The organism is Serratia proteamaculans, assembly GCF_013337185.1.
Lineage (GTDB): Bacteria > Pseudomonadota > Gammaproteobacteria > Enterobacterales > Enterobacteriaceae > Serratia > Serratia proteamaculans_D.
Window position 1 is genome coordinate 1,127,857 of the sequence record NZ_SWDE01000001.1, and the last position, 21,800, is coordinate 1,149,656.

Annotated in this window: 26 protein-coding genes; 5 read left to right on the plus strand and 21 right to left on the minus strand. The window is 55.2% G+C overall.

Features of this window, described 5'->3' with window-relative positions:
• Positions 1-25: 25 nt before the first annotated feature.
• From FCL49_RS05275 to hinT, 4 genes are read right to left on the minus strand one after another with little or no spacing between them, the layout of a single operon-like run.
• The gene (locus tag FCL49_RS05275) at positions 26-895 is read right to left on the minus strand and encodes a phosphotransferase (protein WP_174352704.1); all 870 of its coding nucleotides are present in this window, start codon (positions 893-895) and stop codon (positions 26-28) included.
• On the minus strand, positions 876-1,463 hold the full coding sequence (gene lpoB / locus FCL49_RS05280) for a penicillin-binding protein activator LpoB (RefSeq protein ID WP_174352705.1): 588 nt from the start codon (positions 1,461-1,463) through the stop codon (positions 876-878). Before lpoB ends, FCL49_RS05275 begins: the two co-directional genes overlap by 20 nt.
• A 27-nt stretch (positions 1,464-1,490) precedes the next feature.
• Complete coding sequence (locus tag FCL49_RS05285; RefSeq protein WP_174352706.1) at positions 1,491-1,880, minus strand: YcfL family protein; 390 nt, start codon at positions 1,878-1,880, stop codon at positions 1,491-1,493.
• A 12-nt stretch (positions 1,881-1,892) separates the two neighbouring features.
• Positions 1,893-2,243, minus strand: coding sequence for a purine nucleoside phosphoramidase (gene hinT / locus FCL49_RS05290; RefSeq protein WP_174352707.1), 351 nt, complete (start codon positions 2,241-2,243; stop codon positions 1,893-1,895).
• A gap of 254 nt (positions 2,244-2,497) precedes the next feature.
• On the opposite strand from hinT, the gene FCL49_RS05295 reads away from it, so the two are divergent.
• Positions 2,498-3,403 carry an ABC transporter substrate-binding protein gene (locus tag FCL49_RS05295; protein WP_174352708.1) on the plus strand — a complete coding sequence of 302 codons (906 nt, stop codon included), beginning with the start codon at positions 2,498-2,500 and terminating at the stop codon, positions 3,401-3,403.
• Here the strand turns inward: FCL49_RS05295 and FCL49_RS05300 are convergent.
• Complete coding sequence (locus tag FCL49_RS05300; RefSeq protein WP_174352709.1) at positions 3,400-3,777, minus strand: winged helix-turn-helix transcriptional regulator; 378 nt, start codon at positions 3,775-3,777, stop codon at positions 3,400-3,402. The genes FCL49_RS05295 and FCL49_RS05300 overlap by 4 nt on opposite strands.
• 99 nt (positions 3,778-3,876) lie before the next feature.
• Here FCL49_RS05300 and FCL49_RS05305 point away from each other — a divergent pair, with 99 nt between their 5' ends.
• On the plus strand, positions 3,877-4,623 hold the full coding sequence (locus tag FCL49_RS05305) for an SDR family oxidoreductase (protein ID WP_174352710.1): 747 nt from the start codon (positions 3,877-3,879) through the stop codon (positions 4,621-4,623).
• 292 nt (positions 4,624-4,915) lie between these two features.
• Positions 4,916-5,191, plus strand: coding sequence for a hypothetical protein (locus FCL49_RS05310; RefSeq protein WP_174352711.1), 276 nt, complete (start codon positions 4,916-4,918; stop codon positions 5,189-5,191).
• Positions 5,192-5,245: 54 nt separating this feature from the next.
• Here the strand turns inward: FCL49_RS05310 and FCL49_RS05315 are convergent, their stop codons facing one another.
• Positions 5,246-6,550, minus strand: a complete 1,305-nt coding sequence (locus tag FCL49_RS05315) for an Nramp family divalent metal transporter (RefSeq protein WP_174352712.1) — start codon at positions 6,548-6,550, stop codon at positions 5,246-5,248.
• Between the two features lie 228 nt (positions 6,551-6,778).
• On the opposite strand from FCL49_RS05315, the gene mntR reads away from it, so the two are divergent.
• Positions 6,779-7,249 (plus strand): manganese-binding transcriptional regulator MntR, encoded by a 471-nt coding sequence (gene mntR, locus FCL49_RS05320; protein ID WP_135316093.1) that lies wholly within the window; start codon positions 6,779-6,781, stop codon positions 7,247-7,249.
• Between the two features lie 56 nt (positions 7,250-7,305).
• On the opposite strand, the gene ptsG is transcribed toward mntR, so the two are convergent.
• From ptsG to yceD, 14 genes are all read right to left on the minus strand, one after another.
• Positions 7,306-8,739 (minus strand): PTS glucose transporter subunit IIBC, encoded by a 1,434-nt coding sequence (ptsG, locus tag FCL49_RS05325; protein WP_135316092.1) that lies wholly within the window; start codon positions 8,737-8,739, stop codon positions 7,306-7,308.
• 339 nt (positions 8,740-9,078) lie between these two features.
• Positions 9,079-9,855 carry a metal-dependent hydrolase gene (locus FCL49_RS05330; protein WP_174352713.1) on the minus strand — a complete coding sequence of 259 codons (777 nt, stop codon included), beginning with the start codon at positions 9,853-9,855 and terminating at the stop codon, positions 9,079-9,081.
• 14 nt (positions 9,856-9,869) lie between these two features.
• The gene (holB, locus tag FCL49_RS05335; protein ID WP_174352714.1) at positions 9,870-10,877 is read right to left on the minus strand and encodes a DNA polymerase III subunit delta'; all 1,008 of its coding nucleotides are present in this window, start codon (positions 10,875-10,877) and stop codon (positions 9,870-9,872) included.
• Positions 10,877-11,515 carry a dTMP kinase gene (tmk, locus tag FCL49_RS05340; protein ID WP_174352715.1) on the minus strand — a complete coding sequence of 213 codons (639 nt, stop codon included), beginning with the start codon at positions 11,513-11,515 and terminating at the stop codon, positions 10,877-10,879. Before tmk ends, holB begins: the two co-directional genes overlap by 1 nt.
• Positions 11,505-12,530, minus strand: coding sequence for an endolytic transglycosylase MltG (mltG, locus tag FCL49_RS05345; protein WP_174352716.1), 1,026 nt, complete (start codon positions 12,528-12,530; stop codon positions 11,505-11,507). Before mltG ends, tmk begins: the two co-directional genes overlap by 11 nt.
• A gap of 13 nt (positions 12,531-12,543) precedes the next feature.
• A complete protein-coding gene (gene pabC / locus FCL49_RS05350) occupies positions 12,544-13,341 on the minus strand; it encodes an aminodeoxychorismate lyase (RefSeq protein WP_174352717.1) in 798 nt (265 codons plus the stop codon).
• A gap of 175 nt (positions 13,342-13,516) precedes the next feature.
• Positions 13,517-14,758, minus strand: a complete 1,242-nt coding sequence (gene fabF, locus FCL49_RS05355) for a beta-ketoacyl-ACP synthase II (RefSeq protein WP_012006332.1) — start codon at positions 14,756-14,758, stop codon at positions 13,517-13,519.
• A gap of 81 nt (positions 14,759-14,839) precedes the next feature.
• On the minus strand, positions 14,840-15,076 hold the full coding sequence (gene acpP, locus FCL49_RS05360; protein ID WP_004719003.1) for an acyl carrier protein: 237 nt from the start codon (positions 15,074-15,076) through the stop codon (positions 14,840-14,842).
• 154 nt (positions 15,077-15,230) lie between these two features.
• Positions 15,231-15,965 (minus strand): 3-oxoacyl-ACP reductase FabG, encoded by a 735-nt coding sequence (gene fabG, locus FCL49_RS05365; protein WP_012006331.1) that lies wholly within the window; start codon positions 15,963-15,965, stop codon positions 15,231-15,233.
• Positions 15,966-15,976: 11 nt separating this feature from the next.
• Positions 15,977-16,906, minus strand: a complete 930-nt coding sequence (gene fabD, locus FCL49_RS05370; RefSeq protein WP_174352718.1) for an ACP S-malonyltransferase — start codon at positions 16,904-16,906, stop codon at positions 15,977-15,979.
• Between the two features lie 17 nt (positions 16,907-16,923).
• Positions 16,924-17,877, minus strand: coding sequence for a beta-ketoacyl-ACP synthase III (locus FCL49_RS05375; protein WP_174352719.1), 954 nt, complete (start codon positions 17,875-17,877; stop codon positions 16,924-16,926).
• 6 nt (positions 17,878-17,883) lie between these two features.
• Positions 17,884-18,918, minus strand: a complete 1,035-nt coding sequence (gene plsX, locus FCL49_RS05380; RefSeq protein WP_174352720.1) for a phosphate acyltransferase PlsX — start codon at positions 18,916-18,918, stop codon at positions 17,884-17,886.
• Between the two features lie 11 nt (positions 18,919-18,929).
• Positions 18,930-19,097 carry a 50S ribosomal protein L32 gene (rpmF, locus tag FCL49_RS05385; RefSeq protein WP_012006327.1) on the minus strand — a complete coding sequence of 56 codons (168 nt, stop codon included), beginning with the start codon at positions 19,095-19,097 and terminating at the stop codon, positions 18,930-18,932.
• A gap of 16 nt (positions 19,098-19,113) precedes the next feature.
• Positions 19,114-19,635, minus strand: coding sequence for a 23S rRNA accumulation protein YceD (yceD, locus tag FCL49_RS05390; protein WP_012006326.1), 522 nt, complete (start codon positions 19,633-19,635; stop codon positions 19,114-19,116).
• Between the two features lie 141 nt (positions 19,636-19,776).
• Between yceD and FCL49_RS05395 the strand changes: the two genes are divergently transcribed.
• On the plus strand, positions 19,777-20,358 hold the full coding sequence (locus tag FCL49_RS05395; protein WP_174352721.1) for a Maf family protein: 582 nt from the start codon (positions 19,777-19,779) through the stop codon (positions 20,356-20,358).
• A gap of 8 nt (positions 20,359-20,366) precedes the next feature.
• On the opposite strand, the gene rluC is transcribed toward FCL49_RS05395, so the two are convergent.
• Positions 20,367-21,329: a 23S rRNA pseudouridine(955/2504/2580) synthase RluC gene (rluC, locus tag FCL49_RS05400; protein WP_174352722.1), complete on the minus strand. Its 963-nt coding sequence runs from the start codon at positions 21,327-21,329 to the stop codon at positions 20,367-20,369.
• Between the last annotated feature and the right edge of the window lie 471 nt (positions 21,330-21,800).

Consider the following 21,800-nt stretch of genomic DNA (forward strand, 5'->3'; position numbering starts at 1 on the left):
GCCCACGGCCACCTCACTTCACTATTTATTCAGAACATGGGGATGTTAAACAAAAACGCCGGTGCAACACTGCGCCCCAGCGCAAAAATTCGGGATCGCCGGTTTGTTGCCAGCGCACTTCAAACCATAACAGCATCAGGTAATCTACCCACGGTAACCAGCGCTGCACCTGTGCGCTCAGCAAGGGTAAATTTGAGTAGCCGATGCGAGCATAATGCCCTAAAAATTGCTGTTGATCGGCTGACGACCAGGCATTGCCGCGAAACAGTGCGGCGATATCCAGCGCGATATCCCCGTCGGCCGCATACTCCCAGTCAATCAGCCGCAAGCCTTGACCCTGTGCGATCAGATTGCCCGGATGAATATCCATATGCAGGGGGGCCAGTTTTAGTGGCGTTGGGGGACGACGACGCAGAAAACGCTGATGCAGCTTTAACCAGGCAGGTGTCAGGCGTCGGGGATCCAGCTGCTGCCAGTAGCGAGTAAACTGCCGATGCAGGCTCAGCGGGTAGCCACTGGGCGGCCGTTGATGTAAACCGGCCATCAACTCAGCCAGATTGCCGCCTTCATTCAGCCGGGCAAAACCCGCCGCAGTGACAACGTCACCAGTGAGCCATTGCAAGATAATCCACTGATTATTCTGCGCTAAAACTTGCGGCCCGATGTCCTTACCGACACGACACAACACCCGCGCCTCACGCCGACGACTGACGCCCAACGCGCTTTTTTCTGCGCTTTGCTGGCGAGCCAATAGCTGCACGCCCTCGCCTTCAATCCGCCAGCTTTCACCGGTCAGTCCCTGTACCGGACTGAAACGACAACCGGCGGTTTTCACCGCCGGCAGTTCGCGCTCAATCAGTCTTCGCAGTGCGGCTTCAGTGTGTAACGGCGCCATTGCCTGACCAGACGATTTCACCGCTTTGCACCAGCATCAATTGCATATCCAGCGTAGGTGACTTCACATCACCACTGACGTCGCTGTACAGCACGTACTGCGCGCTGACGATACGCGCCAGACCAATCGCCTTGCTACGTGAGCCCAGGCTGTCATCCGCCGACAGGCCCAGCGTCTGTTTGGCGGTGGCCAACTGCGCTTCCGGCACGATGGAGAAGGTTTTATTTGATGCCAAAGCCTTGTGCAGTGCGGAGGTCGCTTTCGCGGTCTGCAACGCACCGTTGGTGTTGTTCTTCACGCTGTCGAGCAGCAGCACGCTGCCCGGATTAACGCCATCAGCTTTCAGCATCTGATTGACCAGCGGCTGTACGCTGCTCAGCCAATCGAGCTGCTGGATCTTTGGCGGTTGCGGGACAGGTTCAGTCACCGGTGGCTGCGGTTCTTCGGTCACCGGCGGCGTCACCGGCTCAACGGTCACCGGCGGTTGCGGTTGTTCCGGCTCCGGCGGGCGAGACAGACAACCGGTTAACACCAACGCGGCCAGCGCGACAAATAGATACTTTTTCATTAATCCCTCTCTCAATGAACCAAGAGTTTACAAGAATAGATACAGACGCACGCGCTTGGCATCGAGGTTGCCATTGAGCGAGTAAATGGTGGCGTCTGAATTTGGCGCAATAGTAATGGTGCGCGGCGCTTCAAAAGGCCGGATATCCAGCCCCTGATCGTCATACCAGTAGAAGCGATAGTGCACCGTGACCGGCGTTGGTTGGCTGTTGCTGAGTTCCGAAGTCGCCATCACCCGCCCGGAAGCGTTGGAAATCGACGGATTATCGGCCAGAATGCCCGCGGTCAGCACCGGCGAATCCATCACTACCGTCTGGCGGTCGTTAACCGCAATGCCACGCGGGCTACTACAGCCCATCAGTATGATGGCGGGTAACGTCAGCGCCATCAGACAACGCAGGGTTTTGCTATAGCGCATTATTTTCCTCGATTAGCGTGACAGCAGCGGCCCCAATGAGCGGCCACCGACCAAATGCATATGAATATGATAGACCTCCTGGCCGCCATGACGGTTGCAATTGATAATCAGGCGGTAGCCGTCTTCAGCGATACCTTCCTGCTCGGCAATTTTGGCGGCGGCGGTGATCATGCGGCCCAGAGCGGCTTCGTGCTCAACGGTGACGTCATTGATGGTGGGGATCAGCACATTGGGTACGATCAGAATATGGGTCGGAGCCTGAGGTGAAATATCACGGAAAGCGGTGACCAGTTCATCCTGGTAAACCACATCAGCAGGAATTTCGCGGCGGATAATTTTACTGAAAATCGTTTCTTCGGCCATCTGGCGTTCCTTGTAGAAGAAAATAAGCTGTACGCAGTATGAGTGACAAATTCTACTGCTTTCAACCTGATTGCGCACTTTCCGCGTTGAGTGATGCAGAATCAGACAACCGGTCAGGGTAATCGTGCCGCTATCAGCGTTGCCCAGCGGCATTCATCTGATTTTTTTCACTTTGGTTATTCACTATTGTTGCTTTACTTGCCTGTTGCCGCCGCCAATAGTAACCCTATGATTAAAAACGGATAGGTAACAACATGCGATGCAAAACCCTGGTACTTAGCGCGCTGCTGCTGTGCGGCCATGTAGCGGCTGAAACCAAAAGCATTATTGACCTGCAGGCTAATCGGCAACATTTGCGTGCCGCGAAAAACCCAGCCGCGGTGGCCCTGATCCCGGCTAATTACGTTTTTGCCATACCAGGCAAGCTGACCGTCGCGGTGGCCTCTGAAAATTCTCCGCCACTGGCGCTGTTTGCCGAAGATAATAAAACGCTGATTGGCAGCGACCCAGATATAGCACAACTTGTGGCGGACAGCCTGGGGCTGGAACTGAATCTGGTGCCCACCTCCTGGGAAGACTGGCCACTAGGGATCAGCTCGGGCAAGTACGATGCCGCCATTTTCAATATTGCCGTCACCAAGTTGCGTAAGACCAGGTTTGATTTCGCCACCTACCGCGTGGATACGCTGGGTTTTTATGTGAAATCCACCAGCAAAATCACCTCCATCAACCAACCTGCGGACATTGCCGGGCTGCGGGTTATTGTCGGCTCGGGGACCAATCAGGAAAATATCCTGCTTGGCTGGGATAAACAGAACCGCGCCAACGGCCTGGCACCCGTGCAGCCGATTTATGTCACCGACGATGCTGCCGCTAACCTGAGCATTCAGTCTGGACGCACCGACGCATTCTTCGGCCCCCACTCTACCGGTGCCTACAAGGCGGCACTGACCGGCAAAACCAAAATGGTCGGGATTGGACCGAACGTGGCGTATGTGGCAGTGACCACCAAAAAAGATAACGGTCTGGTTGCGGCCATCAATGCCGCCATCAATGGGGTGATCGCCAGCGGCGAGTATGGCCAGGTGCTGGACCGTTGGGGCGAACAGGATGAGAAGGTCTCGCGCTCCACCATCAACCCGCCGGGTATTGGCGACTAGTCCTCTATCAACTGTGGTGCGTGTGCGCGCATCCAGTTGGCCAACGAGTCGAGCGTTGGGCGCAGCGTTTTGCCCAGTGGCGTAATCTGGTATTCAACACGCGGCGGGACTTCCGGGAACACCTGTCGCGTGACCAGGCCGCGCTGCTCAAACTGCCGCAGTTGACGCGTCAGCTCTTTCTGGGCGATCGGTGCCACGGCACGCTGTAGTTCGCTGAAACGCACCGGGCTATCGATCAGTATCAGTCGGTAGAGGATCGGAATCGCCCATTTCCCCGCCACCAGATTCACGAAGCCCACCATTGGGCAAGGTTCGCCCGCTGCCGGTAACGCCGCTAAATTTTTTTCCGCTGTCGAACGCCCTGCATTGGTCATTTCATCCCACCTTGTCCTTTAGTATCCAAAAGGTGCCTACTATGCAAAAGGTACTATAGCGCAAATAATGCCTACATCGACAACAAACGGGAGTGGGTTATGTCACGACTTAAAGGTAAGTATGCGTTGATCACCGGCGGCACCAGCGGCATTGGTCTGGAAACTGCGCGTCAGTTTATTGCTGAGGGCGCCACCGTGGCGATCACCGGCCGCAGCCAAAGTGGCCTCGACGCGGCGGGTGAAGCTCTGGACAACGTGTTGCTGTTGCGCAGCGATGCCGGGGATATTGCTGAGCAGCGTAGTTTGGCGCAGCAGTTAGCCAGCCATTGGCCACGTCTCGATGTGCTGTACATCAACGCTGGCGATGTCACCCATCACCCGTTACAGGAATGGGATGAGCAGAGCTATCAGCGTCTGATGGACATCAATCTCAAGGGGCCGTTCTTTCTGATCCAGTCACTGTTGCCACTGTTGGCCAATCCGGCGTCGATTATTTTGTGCGGCTCGGTCAGCGCACATATCGGCCTGCCATTAAGCAACGTTTACGCCGCCAGCAAAGCCGGCCTGCTGTCGCTGGCCAGAACGCTGTCCGGTGAACTGCACCCGCGCGGTATCCGGGTTAACGGCCTCAGCCCCGGCCCGACAGAAACCCCGGCGTTGGGCAAGCTCGGGTTGAAGGATGCCGATGAGCAAGCGTTACGCGATGAGATCCGCGCGCTGGTACCGATCGGCCGCATGGGCACGGCGCTGGAATTGGCAAAGGCGGCGGTGTTTTTGGCGTCTGATGAGTCCGCCTTTATGGTGGGCAGTGAGTTGTTGATCGACGGTGGCGTGGGGAATTTGTAACTGCGTCGGTAAATACCCTGGGTTTCTCCCTTAAATATCATTCCAAGGGTGTTAATTATTTCATTTGCAACAATCTCACATACCCCGTAAGCAATTATGGGGTCAGCTTACATTACCGCGACTACTCTGGCTGGCAGCACTGCCTAAACTGATCAAACAGGGCGAATTGTGGATCCCTTATCGCCAGCCAGAACCCGACTGACCCTAGCTATCCCTCCCCCTCGTTGTATTTTCCTGATAACGCCATGTCTCACCCAACCGGGAGTCATGGGCATAAGTGGAGATTAAGACGATGAGAGTAAAAAACCTGATTAATGTCGCGCTGCTACTGATACCACTGGCTTTGGGCGGCATCGCCCAGGCCAACGATCAGACCATCCCCTGGGGAGAAAATACCGGCGGTGTGGAATCCAATCATATTGCCGCCGTCGGCCAAAATCTGAATGCCACCCATCAAAAAGTGACCAAGACGCAGGAAGGCGTATGGGCAGCAAATACCGGCAGCATTTCCAGCGACGAAAAAGCGCTGACCCAAGGTCAGAACCCGGCACCGAACACAACGCCTTAACGGAAGTGATAGCGAAGCGACAAGCCGTGACAGCGAGACTGCACGGCTTGTCGGTCAGGCCAGACCGGGAATGGCTACACCGAAGGTCTGCAGCAATAACACCATATTGAGTAAAAGAATAATCACCGTCCCGATGATTGACACCAGGCTGGTCAGGCGGCTATTGACAAATTCGCCCATAATGTCGCGACGGCGGGTGAACATCACCAGAGCAATCATCGGTGCCGGCAGTGCCAGGCTCAGTACCACCTGGCTGTAAACCAGTGCATCAGTGGCATTCACCCCTAACGCAACCACGATGAACGCCGGGATCATGGTCACCATGCGGCGTACCCAGACCGGAATGCGGAAACCGACAAACCCCTGCATGATCATCTGGCCCGCCATGGTGCCCACCACCGAGCTTGAAATACCGGAGGCAATCAACGACATCAGGAAGATACCTGCAGCAGCGGCACCAAACAGTGGCGTCAGCGTATGGTAAGCGGTACCGATCTCAGCCACATCGCTATTACCGGCATGGAAGGCGCTGGAGGCCATAATCACCATGGCGATATTCACCAGCCCGGCGATAGACAGTGCTATCACCACTTCAATATTGGAAAAACGCAGCAGTTTGCGCCGCTCGCCGCTGTCACTGGCCGGCGCACGGTGTTGGGTCAGGCCCGAGTGCAGGAAGATGGCATGCGGCATCACGGTGGCACCAATGATACCGACGGCAATGGTCAGCGCCTGTGCATCCGGCAATTGCGGCGTGACCATGCCCATGCCCGCTGCCGCCCAATCGACCGGCACGATAAACATCTCGACCAGATAACACAGGGCAATCACCGCGACCAGACCGCCGATCATCAGTTCTACCGGACGGAAACCTTTCTTCTCCACCATCAGCAAGGCATAGGTGATCACCGCCGTCACCCCCATTCCTGGCAGCAGCGGCATATGGAACAGTAACGCCAGCGCTATCGCACCGCCGAGAAACTCCGCCAGATCGGTAGCCATTGCCGCCACCTCACTGAGCAGCCACATGCCAATGACCACCGGGCGAGAAAATTGATCGCGGCACATCTCCGCCAGATTGCGGTTGGTAACGATGCCCAGCTTGGCCGACAGCGCCTGAAACAGCATGGCGATCAGGTTAGCCATCACCACCACCCATAACAGGCTGTAGCCGTATTTCGAACCGGCCTGAATATTGGTGGCGAAATTACCCGGGTCCATATAAGCAATAGAGGCAATCACGGCAGGGCCGGCGAACAGTAGCGGCGTGAATGCTCCACGCTTGCGCCCGGCAAGTGCGTTACCAATTGCCGTATTGGTTCGTTCGGTTAACGATGTGCTGGTTGCCGCATCACGCATGTTTACCCTCAATCTTTTTCTGGTTATTTTTCACCCAACACTCACAGCAATGTAGCATCGGCTACACTTTATGCAAAATGGAAGATTCACTGCCTTTGTGTACAAATATTTCTTATTGTCATCGAATACGCCAGCCGAATTGATAATGCGTCGCCTTTGGACTAACGTATGGCGGAACTGCATTAACCTGCAACTTACTGGTTTATCGTTTAAAGGACGTCTCAGACTATGGCAACAAGCGCACCAGACGACGCAGAACGCCCCGTGGTGGCTGAAATGCCGGACGAGGCTGAACATGCCCTGCGCTTCACCCGCGCTCGTGAGGCGCAATCCAATGCGCTGATAGAGGATTATGTTGAGCTGATTGCCGACCTGCTGGTCACCACTCGCGAAGCCAGAACCACGGATATCGCCAAACGCTTCGGCGTTTCGCACCCGACTGCGATCAAGAACATCGCCCGACTTAAAAGCGCTGGCTTGGTAGAGTCACGCCCTTACCGGGGAGTTTTTCTGACCGAAGAAGGTGAACAACTGGCGCAGAAGGTACGGCGTCGCCACCGGATTGTGGTCGATCTGCTGGTGTGCCTTGGCGTATCAAATGAAACGGCGGAGCTGGACAGCGAAGGGATTGAACATCACATTTCTAACGACACCCTGGCGGTGTTTGAACAGTATCTGCAAAAGCACGCAGTAAAATAAATCCTCGCCAATAAAAAAGGGAGGCTTTCGCCTCCCTCAAAACTCCCCTGCCTGAATTAATGATTACGGATGTATTCGTCCATATCCGTTTTCAGGTTGTCAGATTTGGTACCAAAGATAGCCTGAACGCCCGAGCCTGCGACAACGACGCCGGCAGCACCCAGTTTTTTCAGGCCAGCCTGGTCAACCTTGCTCACGTCCGCCACGCTAACGCGCAGACGGGTGATACAGGCATCCAGGTTGGTGATGTTGTCTTTACCGCCAAAAGCCTGAACCAGCGCCGCAGACATTTCAGAACCGCCCTGCGCAACCTGCTCAGAAACCGTGTCTTCACGCCCTGGGGTTTTCAGATCCAGCTTGGCAATCAGCACGCGGAAGATGGTGTAGTACACCAGACCGTAGATGATACCGACGATTGGGAACAGCCAGATTTTGCTGCTGTTGCCGCTCAGGACGATAAAGTCGATCAGACCGTGTGAGAAGCTGGTGCCGTCACGCATCCCCAACAGGATACAGATCGGGAACGCCAGGCCAGCCAGGATGGCGTGGATTGCGTACAGGATCGGCGCAACGAACATGAAGGAGAACTCGATCGGCTCGGTGATACCGGTCAGGAACGAGGTCAACGCAGCGGAGATCATGATACCGCCGACTTTAGCGCGGTTTTCCGGCTTGGCTGAGTGCCAGATGGCAATCGCAGCAGCAGGCAGACCGTACATTTTGAACAGGAAGCCACCGGACAGTTTACCCGCAGTTGGGTCACCCGCCATATAACGAGGGATATCGCCGTGGAACACCTGGCCCGCAGCGTTGGTGTATTCACCAATCTGCATTTGGAACGGCACGTTCCAGATATGGTGCAGACCGAACGGCACCAGCGCACGTTCAACCACGCCGTAGATACCAAACGCCACTACCGGGTTCTGATAAGCCGCCCATTGGGAGAAGGTCTGGATAGCCGTACCGATTGGAGGCCAGATAAAGGAAAGCACTACGCCCAGAACGATTGCCGCCAGGCCGGAGATAATCGGCACAAAGCGCTTACCGGCAAAGAAGCCCAGATATTCCGGCAACTGGATGCGGAAGAAGCGGTTAAACATATAGGCAGCGATGGAGCCGGAGATAATCCCCCCGAGCACACCGGTATCCGCCAGGTGTTTGGCCGCAATTTCTTCAGCCGGCAGGTGCAGCACTAGCGGTGCAACCACCGCCATGGTTTTCACCATGATGCCGTAAGCCACTACCGCAGCTAACGCGGAGACACCGTCGTTATTGGTGAAGCCCAGGGCAACACCGATGGCAAAAATCAGCGGCATGTTGGCGAAAACGGAACCGCCGGCTTCCGCCATCACGTGTGAGACTACCGCCGGTAGCCAGCTAAAGTTGGCGGAACCGACGCCCAGCAGGATACCTGCGATAGGCAATACGGATACCGGCAGCATTAGCGACTTACCTACTTTTTGCAGGTTTGCAAATGCGTTCTTGAACATAGTTGAGTGTGCTCCTGAGTAATAGTGCTTTGCTACTTTTCGCGATTCTTCGCGTTGCAAGGGGGGGAGAAAAAACCCCTGCAATTCAGGGTGTCTGAGCACCCCTTGAATTATTACGCAGAGTAAAATAAATAGGCTGCGCAATGTTTGATGACAGTCACGTTTCGCTGAACAAAACCGGGAATTTTTCTTATATCGCCTATTTTTTGGTAAAAATGAGCAAAAAACGCCCGCACCTCGCCCGAAAAACGGGTGGGAACATTACCCGTTTCGGCGATTAATTACGAGCTTAAAAAAAATTCGGATTTCGTTAACCACAGCTATAGCCTAGGTCAAAGATTAGAGTTCGATGTGAAATAAGCGTGAAAAGTTGGCGGTGGTGGCTTCGGCCAGCGTTTCCAGGCTCACGCCCTTCAATACCGCCATGTATTCAGCCACATCGCGCACATAGGCAGGTTGGTTTTCTTTGCCGCGATGCGGCACCGGGGCCAGATACGGTGAGTCGGTTTCCACCAGAATACGATCCAGCGGCACATAGCGTGCCACTTCACGCAGTTGCTCTGCATTGCGGAAGGTCAGGATACCGGAGAAAGAAATATAGAACCCCAGATCCAGCAACGCCTCTGCGGTAGCGCAATCTTCGGTGAAGCAGTGCAGCACACCGCCACAGTCCTGGGCATTTTCTTCACGCAGAATAGCCAGTGTGTCTTCCCGTGCATCGCGGGTATGCACGATCACCGGCTTGTTCAGATCGCGACCGATACGGATGTGTTCACGGAACGACGCTTGCTGTAGCTCAAGGTTGTCTTTCTGATAGAAATAGTCCAGCCCGGTTTCACCCAGTGCCACCACCTGCTCTGCTGCCGCCAAACGGCGCAGTTCTGCATAGTCGTAGCCACCGTCCAGATTAAGCGGATGCACCCCGCAGGAGAAAGCCACGTCATCGCGTTGGCCTATCAATTGCGTCATCGCCTGATAGCCCGGCAAAGTGGTGGCTACCGCCAGCACGTAACCGACATCGCGCGCCTTGGCCTTCGCCAAAGCATCATCCACATTTTGATGCAGCGTTTGGTAATCCAGGCCGTCAAGGTGACAATGAGAATCTACTAACAACATAATATTTAACTCTTTTACAGCGAATGAGGGTGAGAATAGCCGGTAGCGCCGAGCAACTGCTCCCAGCCAAGTAACTGTTCGGTCAGCAGCAGTTCGCGGTTAACGCCGACGACGCTGAGCAACTGATGGCGACAATGCAGCCATTGCTGCACGGCTTGCTGCAGCGACGTGCTGCTCAGACGGCTGGCCAGCTGATGCACCAGCGGCTGCTGATCCTGGTTCAGAACAAAGCTGGCGGCACCCTGCTGCCACTTCATGGCGTCCATCAACAACGAACATAGCCAGTGTAGCCGCTCAGCGACGTCTTCGTGATTCAATACCGGCAACAGCGACAACATGTCGTGCTGCGGCAAAGCGGCACTCAGGGCCGCACACAGCGCGCTACGCTGTTGCCAACGTTCCGGCTGGAGCAACTGCTCTGCGGCCAACGGCGCGCCGTCATGCAGGCGCAAGGCGGTCAGGAGATCGATCTGATTACCTGGCGTCTGCCGATTCAGCCATTGCAGACTGAGCTGTTCGTCCGGACTGGCGAGATGCCAGTACAAGCAACGGCTACGCAACGTCGCCAACAGGCGTGAAGGCTCCCGGCAGCTCAGCAGGAAATAGGTTTTTTCCGGCGGCTCTTCCAACGTTTTCAACAGGGCATTGGCGGCAGCCTCGGTCAGCAACTCCGCCTGTGGCAGCCAAATCACCTTGGCACCGCCCTGCTGCGCATGAGAATAAAGGATCTCAATCAGCTGGCGGATGGGTTCCACCCCCAGGCTGCTTTTGCCTTTTTCCGGCGTCAGCACGTGATAATCCGGGTGATTTCCCGCCAGCATCAACCGGCAGCTATGGCATTCACCGCAGCTTTTCTCACCGTTGCGACGTTGGCAGATCAGCCAACGGCTCAGGCCATAGGCCAGCGCATCCTCGCCATGGCCGGCAGCAGCATGCAATAACAGTGCGTGATGACCGCGCCCGGTAGCATATTGCCCGACCAACTGCCGGTAAGGGGTATTCAGCCACGGGTACCAGTTCATTACGCGCCTTCCTGCTGCTGTAACCATTGGCTGACGCAACGGCGAATCGCCGCCGTCACCTGCTCAAGCGATTGAGAAGCATCTACGGTGATGATGGACGAATCTTGCGCCGCTAATTCCAGATAACGCGCGCGGGTCCGTTCAAAGAATGGCAGTGCTTCCTGTTCGATACGATCCAGTTCGCCCCGTGCTCGGGCACGCTGCAGCCCCACTATCGGCGGCAAATCCAGGTAAAGCGTCAGATCAGGACGAAAATCCCCTAATACCGTGTCACGTAGCGAGGCCATCAGTTGTTGATCCACACCCCGGCCACCGCCCTGGTAGGCTTGAGAAGACAGGTCATGCCGATCGCCCACCACCCAGGCACCACGTGCCAACGCCGGTTTGATCACCGTTTCCACCAACTGCACACGGGCCGCATACAGCATCAGAACCTCGGCCTTGATGGTCGGCAGTTCGCCATCCACGCCGCGTTTGAACAGGTCGCGCAGTTTTTCCGCCAGCGGCGTGCCGCCCGGTTCACGGGTGAAGGAAATGTCGTTGATGCCGTGCTCGCGCAGTACGTCGACTACGGTATCGCGTGCAGTCGTTTTGCCCGCACCTTCCAGCCCTTCGATAACCACGAATTTACTTTTCATTCTTTTCCTTTAACGCCTGGCGATAGGCGCGCACCGCCTGATTATGGCTGGCCAGGTTAGTGGTAAATTGATGCCCGCCCTTACCGTCGGCAACAAAGTACAAATAAGGTGTCTTCGCCGGATTGGCAGCGGCTTCCAGCGAAGCCTGGCTCGGCATGGCAATCGGCGTTGGCGGCAGACCATTAATCACGTAGGTGTTGTACGGCGTCGGCGTTTCCAAATCCTTGCGGGTAATGTTGCCATTATAAGCCTCGCCCATGCCGTAGATCACCGTCGGGTCGGTCTGCAAACGCATGCCAATACGCAGGCGATTAATGAATACCGAAGCCACTTTGGTACGTTCTTCCGGCACCGCAGTCTCTTTCTCAATGATTGAGGCCATGGTCAGCAACTCTTCCGGCGTTTTGTACGGCAGGCTGGCCTCTCGGCCCTGCCAGGCGCTCTCCAGCGCTTTGATCATACGCAGGTGGGCGCGTTTCAACAGCGCCATATCGGTCATGCCTGCGGTGTACAGATAGGTATCCGGGTACAGGCGCCCTTCCGGGTTGGTGCCTTCCGGCAGGCCCAGCGCCTCGGCAATTTCCGCTTCGCTTTTACCGGCCAAGGTATGTTTGAGGTATTTCGACTGTTGCAACACCAGCAGCCAGTCACGCAGGCGGGAGCCTTCAATAAAGCGAGCGCTGAATTGGGCTTCCTTACCGCTGGCCAACAGTTTGAGCATTTGACGCACCGTCATGCCCGGCGTAAAGCGATAGGTTCCGGCCTTAAACTCGGCCAATTCCGGCTCCAGGCGCAACAGCCATGGGAACCACTGGCCATTGTGGATCAGTTTGTCCCGCACCAGCAGCCCTTCCAGCGCTACCCGACCGGTACCCGCCGGCAGTTTGAAAATGGCTTCCTGCTGGATCGCCAATGGCGTATCCGCGAAGCGTTCAACCTTCTGGTAGCCCCAAAACAGCAGGCCCAATACCAGAACAACAATAATAGAAACGAACTTCAGCTTTCTTTTCTTCATCAATCAGCCATCGTTAACAGTGTGGGCGCAAAAAATCATAAAGTTGGCGTGAAGGGTAACGCCATGATTGCGCAGTATTGACCGGCAGCAACGGCATTAACGCATTGCTCACCAGCACTTCTTCAGCATCGGCCAGCGTCTCGAGAGGTTCGCTGACGCAATGCAGCGAGTATTCACTGCCCGCCAGCAGCTCAATAACCCGGCGACGCATCAACCCAGCCACGCCTGCCTGGCTCAAATCTGGCGTAAATACCGCTTTTCCCTTACGCCAGAACAAATTAGCCGCACAGCATTCCACCAGCATACCGGCAGTGTCAAGCACCAGCGCCTCGTCGGCGGTTGTCTGGTCAAGATGCGTGCGGATCAACACCTGCTCCAAACGATTCAAATGCTTCAACCCAGCCAACAGGGGATTGCGCCCCAGCGCTACCGGGCTGAGCGTCAGGCTGATGCCCTGCTCTCGCCATGGCAGATAGTGCATGGGATAGGTGCTACGAGAGACTATGCGCGTGGGGGCCTCACACCCTTGCGGACTGTACCCCCTGCCACCGCTGCCGCGTGTCAGTATCGCTTTGACCACGCCCAAAGGGATAGATTCTGCCGCGCGCACCATTTCATCTTCTAAAACGTTCCAGTCGCAAGGCGGCAGCATCAGCCGCTGCGCTGCCAACTGTAGCCGCTCGATATGCCAGGACAGCAGGTCTATTTTCCCCTCGGTCACCCGGGCGGTAGTGAAACAGCCGTCACCAAACTGCAAGCCGCGATCGCTTGGCGCTAGCGCATCGTGTTGATGCCCATTAATCCAGTACATAGACTCCCCCTGACCGCTTTGGTATCACTACAGAATAACAGGCGCCGGTGCCGTTAGCAGCAGCTTGCCGTTTGCCCACAGAGCCGACAAGCAGAGCTTTCCGAGTCGCGGTCGCGCCATAAAAAAAGCCCGGTTTAAAAAAACCGGGCTTTTTTACCGTCTGCCAGCAGAGGCATTACACCTTGCGGAAGATCAGTGAACCGTTGGTGCCGCCGAAGCCGAAGGAGTTACACAGCGTGTACTGCATATCACTCACCTGGCGTGCTTCGTGTGGTACAAAGTCCAAATCGCAACCTTCATCCGGATTATCCAGATTAATGGTTGGCGGAACGGCCTGGTCACGCAATGCCAATACGGTGAAGATAGACTCGATCGCGCCTGCAGCACCCAACAGGTGGCCGGTCATCGATTTGGTCGAGCTGACCATCACGCGTTGTGCATCGCTGCCAAATACCGACTTCACCGCTTGAGTTTCGGCTTTGTCACCCGCCGGCGTTGAGGTGCCGTGCGCATTGATATAACCAATTTGTGACGTAGTCACACCGGCATCAAGCAATGCATTTTCCATCGCCAGCGCTGCGCCCGCCCCATTCTCAGGAGGAGACGTCATGTGATAAGCATCGCTGCTCATCCCAAAGCCGACGACTTCAGCATAAATCTTGGCGCCGCGTTTCTTGGCGTGTTCGTACTCTTCCAGCACCATCATGCCGGCACCGTCACCCAGAACAAAACCGTCACGGTCTTTGTCCCATGGGCGGCTGGCCGCTTGAGGATCTTCGTTACGGGTCGACAACGCGCGTGCTGCGCCGAAGCCGCCGACACCCAACGGAGTACTGGCTTTCTCTGCCCCACCGGCCAGCATCACGTCGGCATCATTGTAAGCAATGATACGCGCGGCATGGCCAATGTTATGCACACCTGAAGTACAGGCGGTGGCGATCGAAATGCTCGGGCCACGCATGCCGTACATGATGGTCAGGTGGCCTGCAATCATGTTTACGATGGTTGACGGCACAAAGAACGGACTGATTTTCCGTGGGCCACCGTTAACCAGTGAACTGTGGTTCTCTTCAATCAAACCCAGGCCGCCGATGCCGGAGCCGATAGCGGCACCAATGCGGCTGGCGTTAGCCTCGGTGATATCCAATTGTGCATCCTGCATGGCTTGCATGCCGGCAGCGATACCGTATTGAATAAAGGCGTCCATCTTGCGCGCATCTTTGCGTGAGATGAAATCCTCTGAATTAAAATTCTTTACCAGGCCAGCAAACTTGGTCGCATAGGCTGCGGTATCGAAATGGTCGATCAGGCTGATGCCACTCTGACCGGCAAGAAGAGCTGTCCATGTGGACTCTACCGTATTGCCGACAGGAGACAACATGCCCAGTCCGGTCACAACTACTCGACGCTTAGACACGTTTGTCCTCCAAGGAGGGAAAATATGACACTAGGGATAGAAAAAACTTAGGCGGTCGAGTGACCGCCTAGATATGTTCTCTTACTGCTGGCTGGCGTTGATGAAATCAATAGCTGCCTGAACAGTAGTGATTTTCTCAGCTTCTTCGTCTGGAATCTCTGTGTCGAACTCTTCTTCCAGAGCCATTACCAGCTCAACGGTGTCAAGAGAATCAGCACCCAGATCTTCAACGAAAGAAGCGTTATTTAAAACTTCTTCCTGTTTAACACCCAATTGCTCAACAATGATTTTCTTAACGCGTTCTTCGATAGTGCTCATACTCTTAAATTTCCTATCAAAACTCGCTTTCGCGATGGTTTTCGTAGTGTATAAAATGTTGAAAAAGATGCAACTAAATCCCGGCTGGTCAAACCACGATTTTACGCTATTCTGCGGTTTTTACCCCAAATAACGCAAATAGTTTTCGCATTTTTTAAATCATGTACATGCCGCCATTGACATGTAACGTTTCACCGGTGATGTAGCCAGCCTCATCAGAGGCTAAAAATGCAACAGCGCTGGCGATTTCTTTAGCATCCCCCAGCCGATTGGCTGGAACTGATGACAAAATGCCTGCACGCTGATCATCTGTCAACGCCCGTGTCATGTCCGTCTCAATAAAGCCAGGTGCCACGACGTTGACCGTAATGCCACGCGAAGCAACTTCGCGTGCCAAAGACTTACTAAAACCAATCAGACCGGCTTTAGCCGCCGCGTAATTAGCCTGCCCTGCGTTCCCCATGGTACCAACTACGGAACCGATGGTGATGATACGGCCAAACCGCTTTTTCATCATAGCTCGCATTACCGCTTTTGACAGACGGAATACGGAAGTCAGATTGGTGTTCAGGATATCCTGCCACTCGTCGTCCTTCATACGCATCAGGAGGTTATCACGCGTAATACCGGCATTATTCACTAAAATGTCGATTTCGCCAAATTCAGCACGAATAGATGCCAGAACGCTGTCGATAGATTGAGCATCGACCACATTCAACGCAAACCCTTTGCCGCTTGCACCCAGGTAGCTGCTGATAGCCTCAGCGCCGCTTTCACTGGTGGCGGTGCCGATAACTTTGGCGCCACGTGCCACAAACGTTTCTGCAATAGCCCGGCCAATACCCCGGCTGGCGCCGGTGACCAGAACAACTTTACCTTCGAAGCTCATTGTTTTCCTCTTTATTGTTCAAGCGCCGCTGTCAGGCTGGCTGCGTCATTAACCGCCGCCGCCGTCAGGGTGTCAACAATACGTTTAGTCAGACCGGTCAGAACTTTACCCGGACCAACCTCTAGCAGCAAGGTAACGCCCTGTGCCGCCATAAACTCTACGCTTTCGGTCCAACGTACCGGGCTGTACAACTGGCGCACCAGAGCACTGCGGATCGCTTCTGGATCGGTTTCAGTACGCACGTCGACGTTATTCACCACTGAGACCTGCGGTGCGTTGAAGGTAATCTCCTGCAACGCCACCGCCAGCTTGTCTGCAGCCGGTTTCATCAGTGCGCAGTGCGAAGGCACGCTCACCGGCAACGGCAACGCACGCTTGGCGCCAGCGGCTTTACAGGCCGCACCTGCACGTTCAACCGCTTCTTTGTTACCGGCGATCACCACCTGGCCCGGTGAATTGAAGTTCACCGGTGAAACAACCTGCCCCTGGGCAGACTCTTCACAAGCCTTGGCAATGGCTGCGTTGTCCAGGCCGATAATGGCGGACATCGCGCCAGTGCCTTCCGGCACCGCTTCCTGCATCAGTTTGCCGCGCAGCTCAACCAGACGGATTGCCGCCTGGAAATCCAGCACGCCCGCGCACACCAATGCCGAGTATTCACCCAGGCTATGGCCAGCCATGATGGCAGGCATTTTACCGCCCTGCTGCTGCCAGACGCGGAAAATCGCTACGGAAGCGGCCAGCAATGCCGGCTGCGTCTGCCAGGTTTTGTTCAGTTCTTCCGCCGGCCCTTGCTGCACCAGTTGCCACAGGTCGTAACCCAGGACGGAAGAGGCTTCGCTGAAGGTCGCTTCAACGATCGGATATTGAGCGGCCAAATCGGCCAGCATGCCCAGAGTCTGTGACCCCTGGCCTGGAAAAACAAAAGCAAATTGCGTCATTTTTTCTTCCTGTTATATCAGAAACGAACCAGCGCCGAGCCCCAGGTAAAGCCGCCGCCAAAGGCTTCCAGCAGCACCAGTTGGCCGCGTTGAATTCGCCCATCACGCACCGCTTCGTCGAGCGCTGCAGGGACCGAGGCGGCAGAGGTATTACCGTGACGATCGAGCGTCACTACCACTTTATCCAGCCCCATACCCAATTTTTTCGCCGTCGCGCTGATAATGCGCAAATTGGCCTGGTGCGGCACCAGCCAGTCCAGCGCGCTGCGGTCCAGATTATTGGCCTGCAGCGTTTCATCAACGATGTGAGCCAGTTCGGTAACCGCAACCTTGAAGACTTCATTACCCGCCATGGTGACATAGGCCGGCTTGTCCTGATCCTGACGATCCTTGAACGGCAAGGTCAACAAACCACCGTAGCTGCCGTCGGCGTGCAGATGGGTCGACAAAATGCCCGGCTCTTCAGAAGCCCCCAACAGCACCGCGCCTGCGCCATCACCAAACAGAATGATAGTGCCGCGATCTTCCGGATCCAGCGTGCGTGACAACACGTCTGCGCCGATCACCAGAGCATGCTTCACCGCGCCGTTTTTAACATACTGATCGGCGACGCTCAACGCATAGGTGAAACCGGCACAGGCCGCAGCCAGATCGAATGCCGCGCAGTCTTTAATGCCCAGCATCTGCTGCACCTGGCAGGCAGAACTTGGGAATGCGTGGCTCGAGGTGGTGGTAGCCACAACGATCAGCCCGATGTCTTCTTTAGCCACACCTGCCATTTCCAGCGCTTTTTCAGCAGCATGGAAGCCCATCGTCGCGACTGTTTCATCAGCGGCGGCAATACGGCGTTCACGGATACCCGTACGTGAGACGATCCACTCGTCAGAGGTCTCCACCATTTTTTCAAGGTCAGCGTTGGTGCGCACTTGTACGGGTAAATAACTCCCCGTACCGAGAATCTTTGTATACATGTACGATCAGTCACTCTTAGGTAATACAGCTTCAAGGCGCGCAGCAATCCTGTCAGGGACTTGCCGCTGCACCGCCTGCACAGCCTGTTCGATTGCCACTGCAAACGCGTGTGGGTTTGCAGCGCCGTGGCTCTTGATTACGGTGCTGCGCAATCCTAACAGACATGCGCCATTATACTGGTCGGGGTTCAGGTGGCCGAACCGCTTTACCACCCGTTTTTGCAACCAACGGCCCAACAATTTTAACCACCACGCCTGCTTGCCACCGTCTCCGGATGATTTCAGCAGCGATAAAAATACTCTTACCACCCCTTCCATGGTCTTCAGGGTGACGTTACCCACAAAGCCGTCGCAGACCAACACATCGGTTTTACCGGTGAGAAGATCGTTGCCTTCCAGGTAACCAATATAGTTGATTGCCGGAGTATTTTTTAGCACGGCGGCCGCTTCGCGGATATTATCCAGGCCTTTGGTTTCTTCTTCACCAATATTCAGCAGCGCCACGCGAGGTTGCGCAATCCCCACCACCTCTTCGGCCATCACCGCTCCCATCACCGCGAACTGCACCAGCATGGTACTGTCGCATTCGACGTTGGCGCCCAGATCCAGCACCACGGTTTTGCCCCCCAGCTGATTCGGGATCACCGTCATCAGCGCCGGCCGTTCAATACCGCCCAGCGGCTTGATCAGCATTTTCGCCAAGCCCATCAACGCACCGGTATTCCCTGCGCTGACACAACCTTGCGCATCACCGTTTTTAGTCAGTTCCAGCGCAATGCGCATGGAAGAACCGCGGCTGGCGCGTATCGCTTGTGAGGGTTTGGCGTCGCCGGCAATCACAGATTCAGCGGGCACAACTTGCAAACGTTCCAGAAGAACCGGATCGGCTTTGGCAAGTAAGGGAGAGAGGGTGTCGGGATTGCCGACCAGCAGAAGATGAAGCTGTAAATTAGAGGCCAGTGCCTGCAATGAAGCAGGCACTGTGACGCAGGGACCGAAGTCCCCGCCCATTGCATCTAACGCCAGGGTTAGACGAGTCAAGGTATCGCTACTTAGCCGATAACCTTGCGACCGCGGTAGAAACCGTCGGCAGTGATATGGTGACGCAGGTGAGTCTCGCCAGATGCTTTATCAACAGACAAAGTGGCGGTGGTCAGAGCATCGTGTGAACGACGCATGCCACGCTTGGAACGGGTTGGTTTATTTTGTTGTACGGCCATGGACCTTACTCCTTGATTACTTACGCTTTAAACTGGCTAATACGGCAAATGGATTTGGTTTCTCCGCCTCTTCAGGCAGTTTGCCAAACACCATATCCGCTTCGGACACTTCACAGTGTTCAGATTCATGTACCGGGACGACAGGCAGTGAAAGAATAATTTCGTCTTCAATCATTGCCAGCAGATCGACTTCGCCAAACTCATCGACTTCGATCGGCTCGTACGCTCCCGGTAATGCCTCAGCCTGCTCATCATTGACGACCGGGCTAAAACAATATGTTGTGTGAACATGATGTTCAAACGGAACTCCACAGCGTTGGCACATCAGCATTACCTGGACGTCCGCATGCCCTGTTATCACCGCGAGGCGCTGGTTATCAATATCAAAGGATAACGAGACCTCAACATCACTGTCCACACTGACCACAGAGGCGGCGACACGTGTAACCTGCTCAGGCGCATAGGAACCAACATAGTCCAGGCGTTTCTGAGCGGTACGTACCGCATCAATGGTCAAGGGTAATTTTACCTTTTGCATAGGGCGCGCATATTAACTTTGTAACGACTTAGAGTCAAAGAAAAAGGCCGTAAAACGGCACCTTTCACCAATATTCGCTTCCTCAGCGGCGGACAGTTTAAAATGCCTACTCTATTTACGCTACGGTTTACGAAAAAAATTATGCAAAGACTCCTGCTTGCCTCCACCTCGACCTACCGCAAGATGCTATTGGAAAAACTGCATCTGCCTTTTATCTGCGATGCTCCGCAGGTCGATGAAGCCCCACTGGCCGGGGAAAGCGCCGAAGCGCTGGTGCTGCGATTGGCAACGGCAAAGGCCCAGGCATTGGCCGCCGCCTACCCCGATCACCTGATTATCGGCTCCGATCAGGTCTGCGTGATCGACGATAAAATCACCGGGAAACCACACACCGAAGAAAATGCCCGCGCGCAATTACGCCAGGCCAGCGGCCAAAGGGTCACTTTTTATACCGGCCTGGCGTTATACAACAGCCATAGCCGACACCTGCAGGTGCTTTGCGAACCCTTCCACGTGCATTTCCGCGCGCTGAGTGACGCTGAAATCGCCGCCTATATTCGCCTTGAGCAACCGCTCAACTGTGCAGGCAGCTTTAAAAGTGAAGGTTTGGGTATTGCGCTGTTCGAAAAACTGGAGGGACGGGATCCGAATGCGTTGATCGGCCTGCCGCTGATCGCGCTACTGGAGATGCTGCGGGCTGAAGGCATCAACCCGCTGGCATAAAATACGGTTTACTGCGGTTTGGACTGCTTGCGCAATACCTGCAGGCAGTGGCGCAATTCTGCGTCCATCGGTGCTTCGATACGCATGGTTTCGCCGGTGCCCGGATGTTCGAACCGCAATGCCGCTGCGTGCAGGAACAAACGTTTGAGCCCGGTCCCCGCCAATTGGCGATCGAACTCACGATCGCCATAACGATCGTCAAAGGCTATTGGATGGCCGGCGTGCAGTGCGTGAACGCGGATCTGGTGAGTACGCCCGGTGATCGGGCTGGCCTTGACCAGCGTCGCATGCTCAAAACGCTCTTCCACCTTGAAGCGGGTTTCCGATGGCTTGCCTTCGCTGCTGACGCGCACGATGCGTTCACCGCTCTGCAGAATGTTTTTCAGCAACGGTGCCTGCACCGCTTTGCAATGCGACTGCCACTCACCGCGCACCAGCGCCAAATAATCCTTCTGCATCCCTTTCATGCGAAGTTGCTCATGCAGGGAGCGCAGCGCAGAACGTTTTTTCGCCACCAGCAGCACGCCCGAGGTATCGCGGTCCAAACGGTGAACCAACTCCAGGAAGCGGGCTTCCGGGCGCAACGCGCGCAGGGCTTCGATAACGCCAAAGCTCAGGCCGCTACCGCCATGCACCGCCGTGCCGGAAGGTTTATTCAGCAACAGCAGGTGATCGTCTTCATACAGGATGCAATTGGCCAACGCGGCCACTTTATCCAATTTGGCCGAGACCGGCGCGTCTTCACGCTCGGCAACACGCACCGGCGGCACACGCACCACATCACCGGGCGCCAGCTTGTACTCCGCCTTGATACGTCCTTTATTAACGCGCACCTCGCCCTTGCGCACGATGCGATAAATCATGCTCTTCGGCACGCCTTTCAGGCGGGCAAGCAGAAAGTTGTCGATTCGCTGACCGGCTTCGTCGTCAGAAATCGTGATTAGTTGTACTGCAGGAATGTTCGTTTTCATGGGGCAGGATTCTAAATAGAGCGCGTAAATAGCGCCACTTCTTTTTATGTGCTTAACTGTCTCTCTGACTGCAGGCGAAATTCCAGCGGACAATAAGGCAGCAAGCCGGTTTGAACGTTTGCGATTTCTTCCGCAGTTAAGGAAAAGTCACCTTGCTATAACAGTATCAGCAGTGGAATAATGCGTTTACTTTCCACGTTGATTCTCGTTAAACAGGGAAAACTGTGGAATTATAAAATTTGTCTGATGGCACAAAAACGCAGCAATGGCGTAAGACGTAATGTGAAATCAAACAATTAGCGGGCTGCGGGTTGCAGCTTGGCCGGCAAACGGAATCAGATCTGTCGACGTAAATCAGAGGCTATTCCCCTAGTAAAAGTGCTGTTTTTCACAAAGAAATACAGGCTTACCGAGATAATGCGCCCCTATGCAGGCGACAACCGTGAGGTTGACGGCTTTGCGAGAAGACAC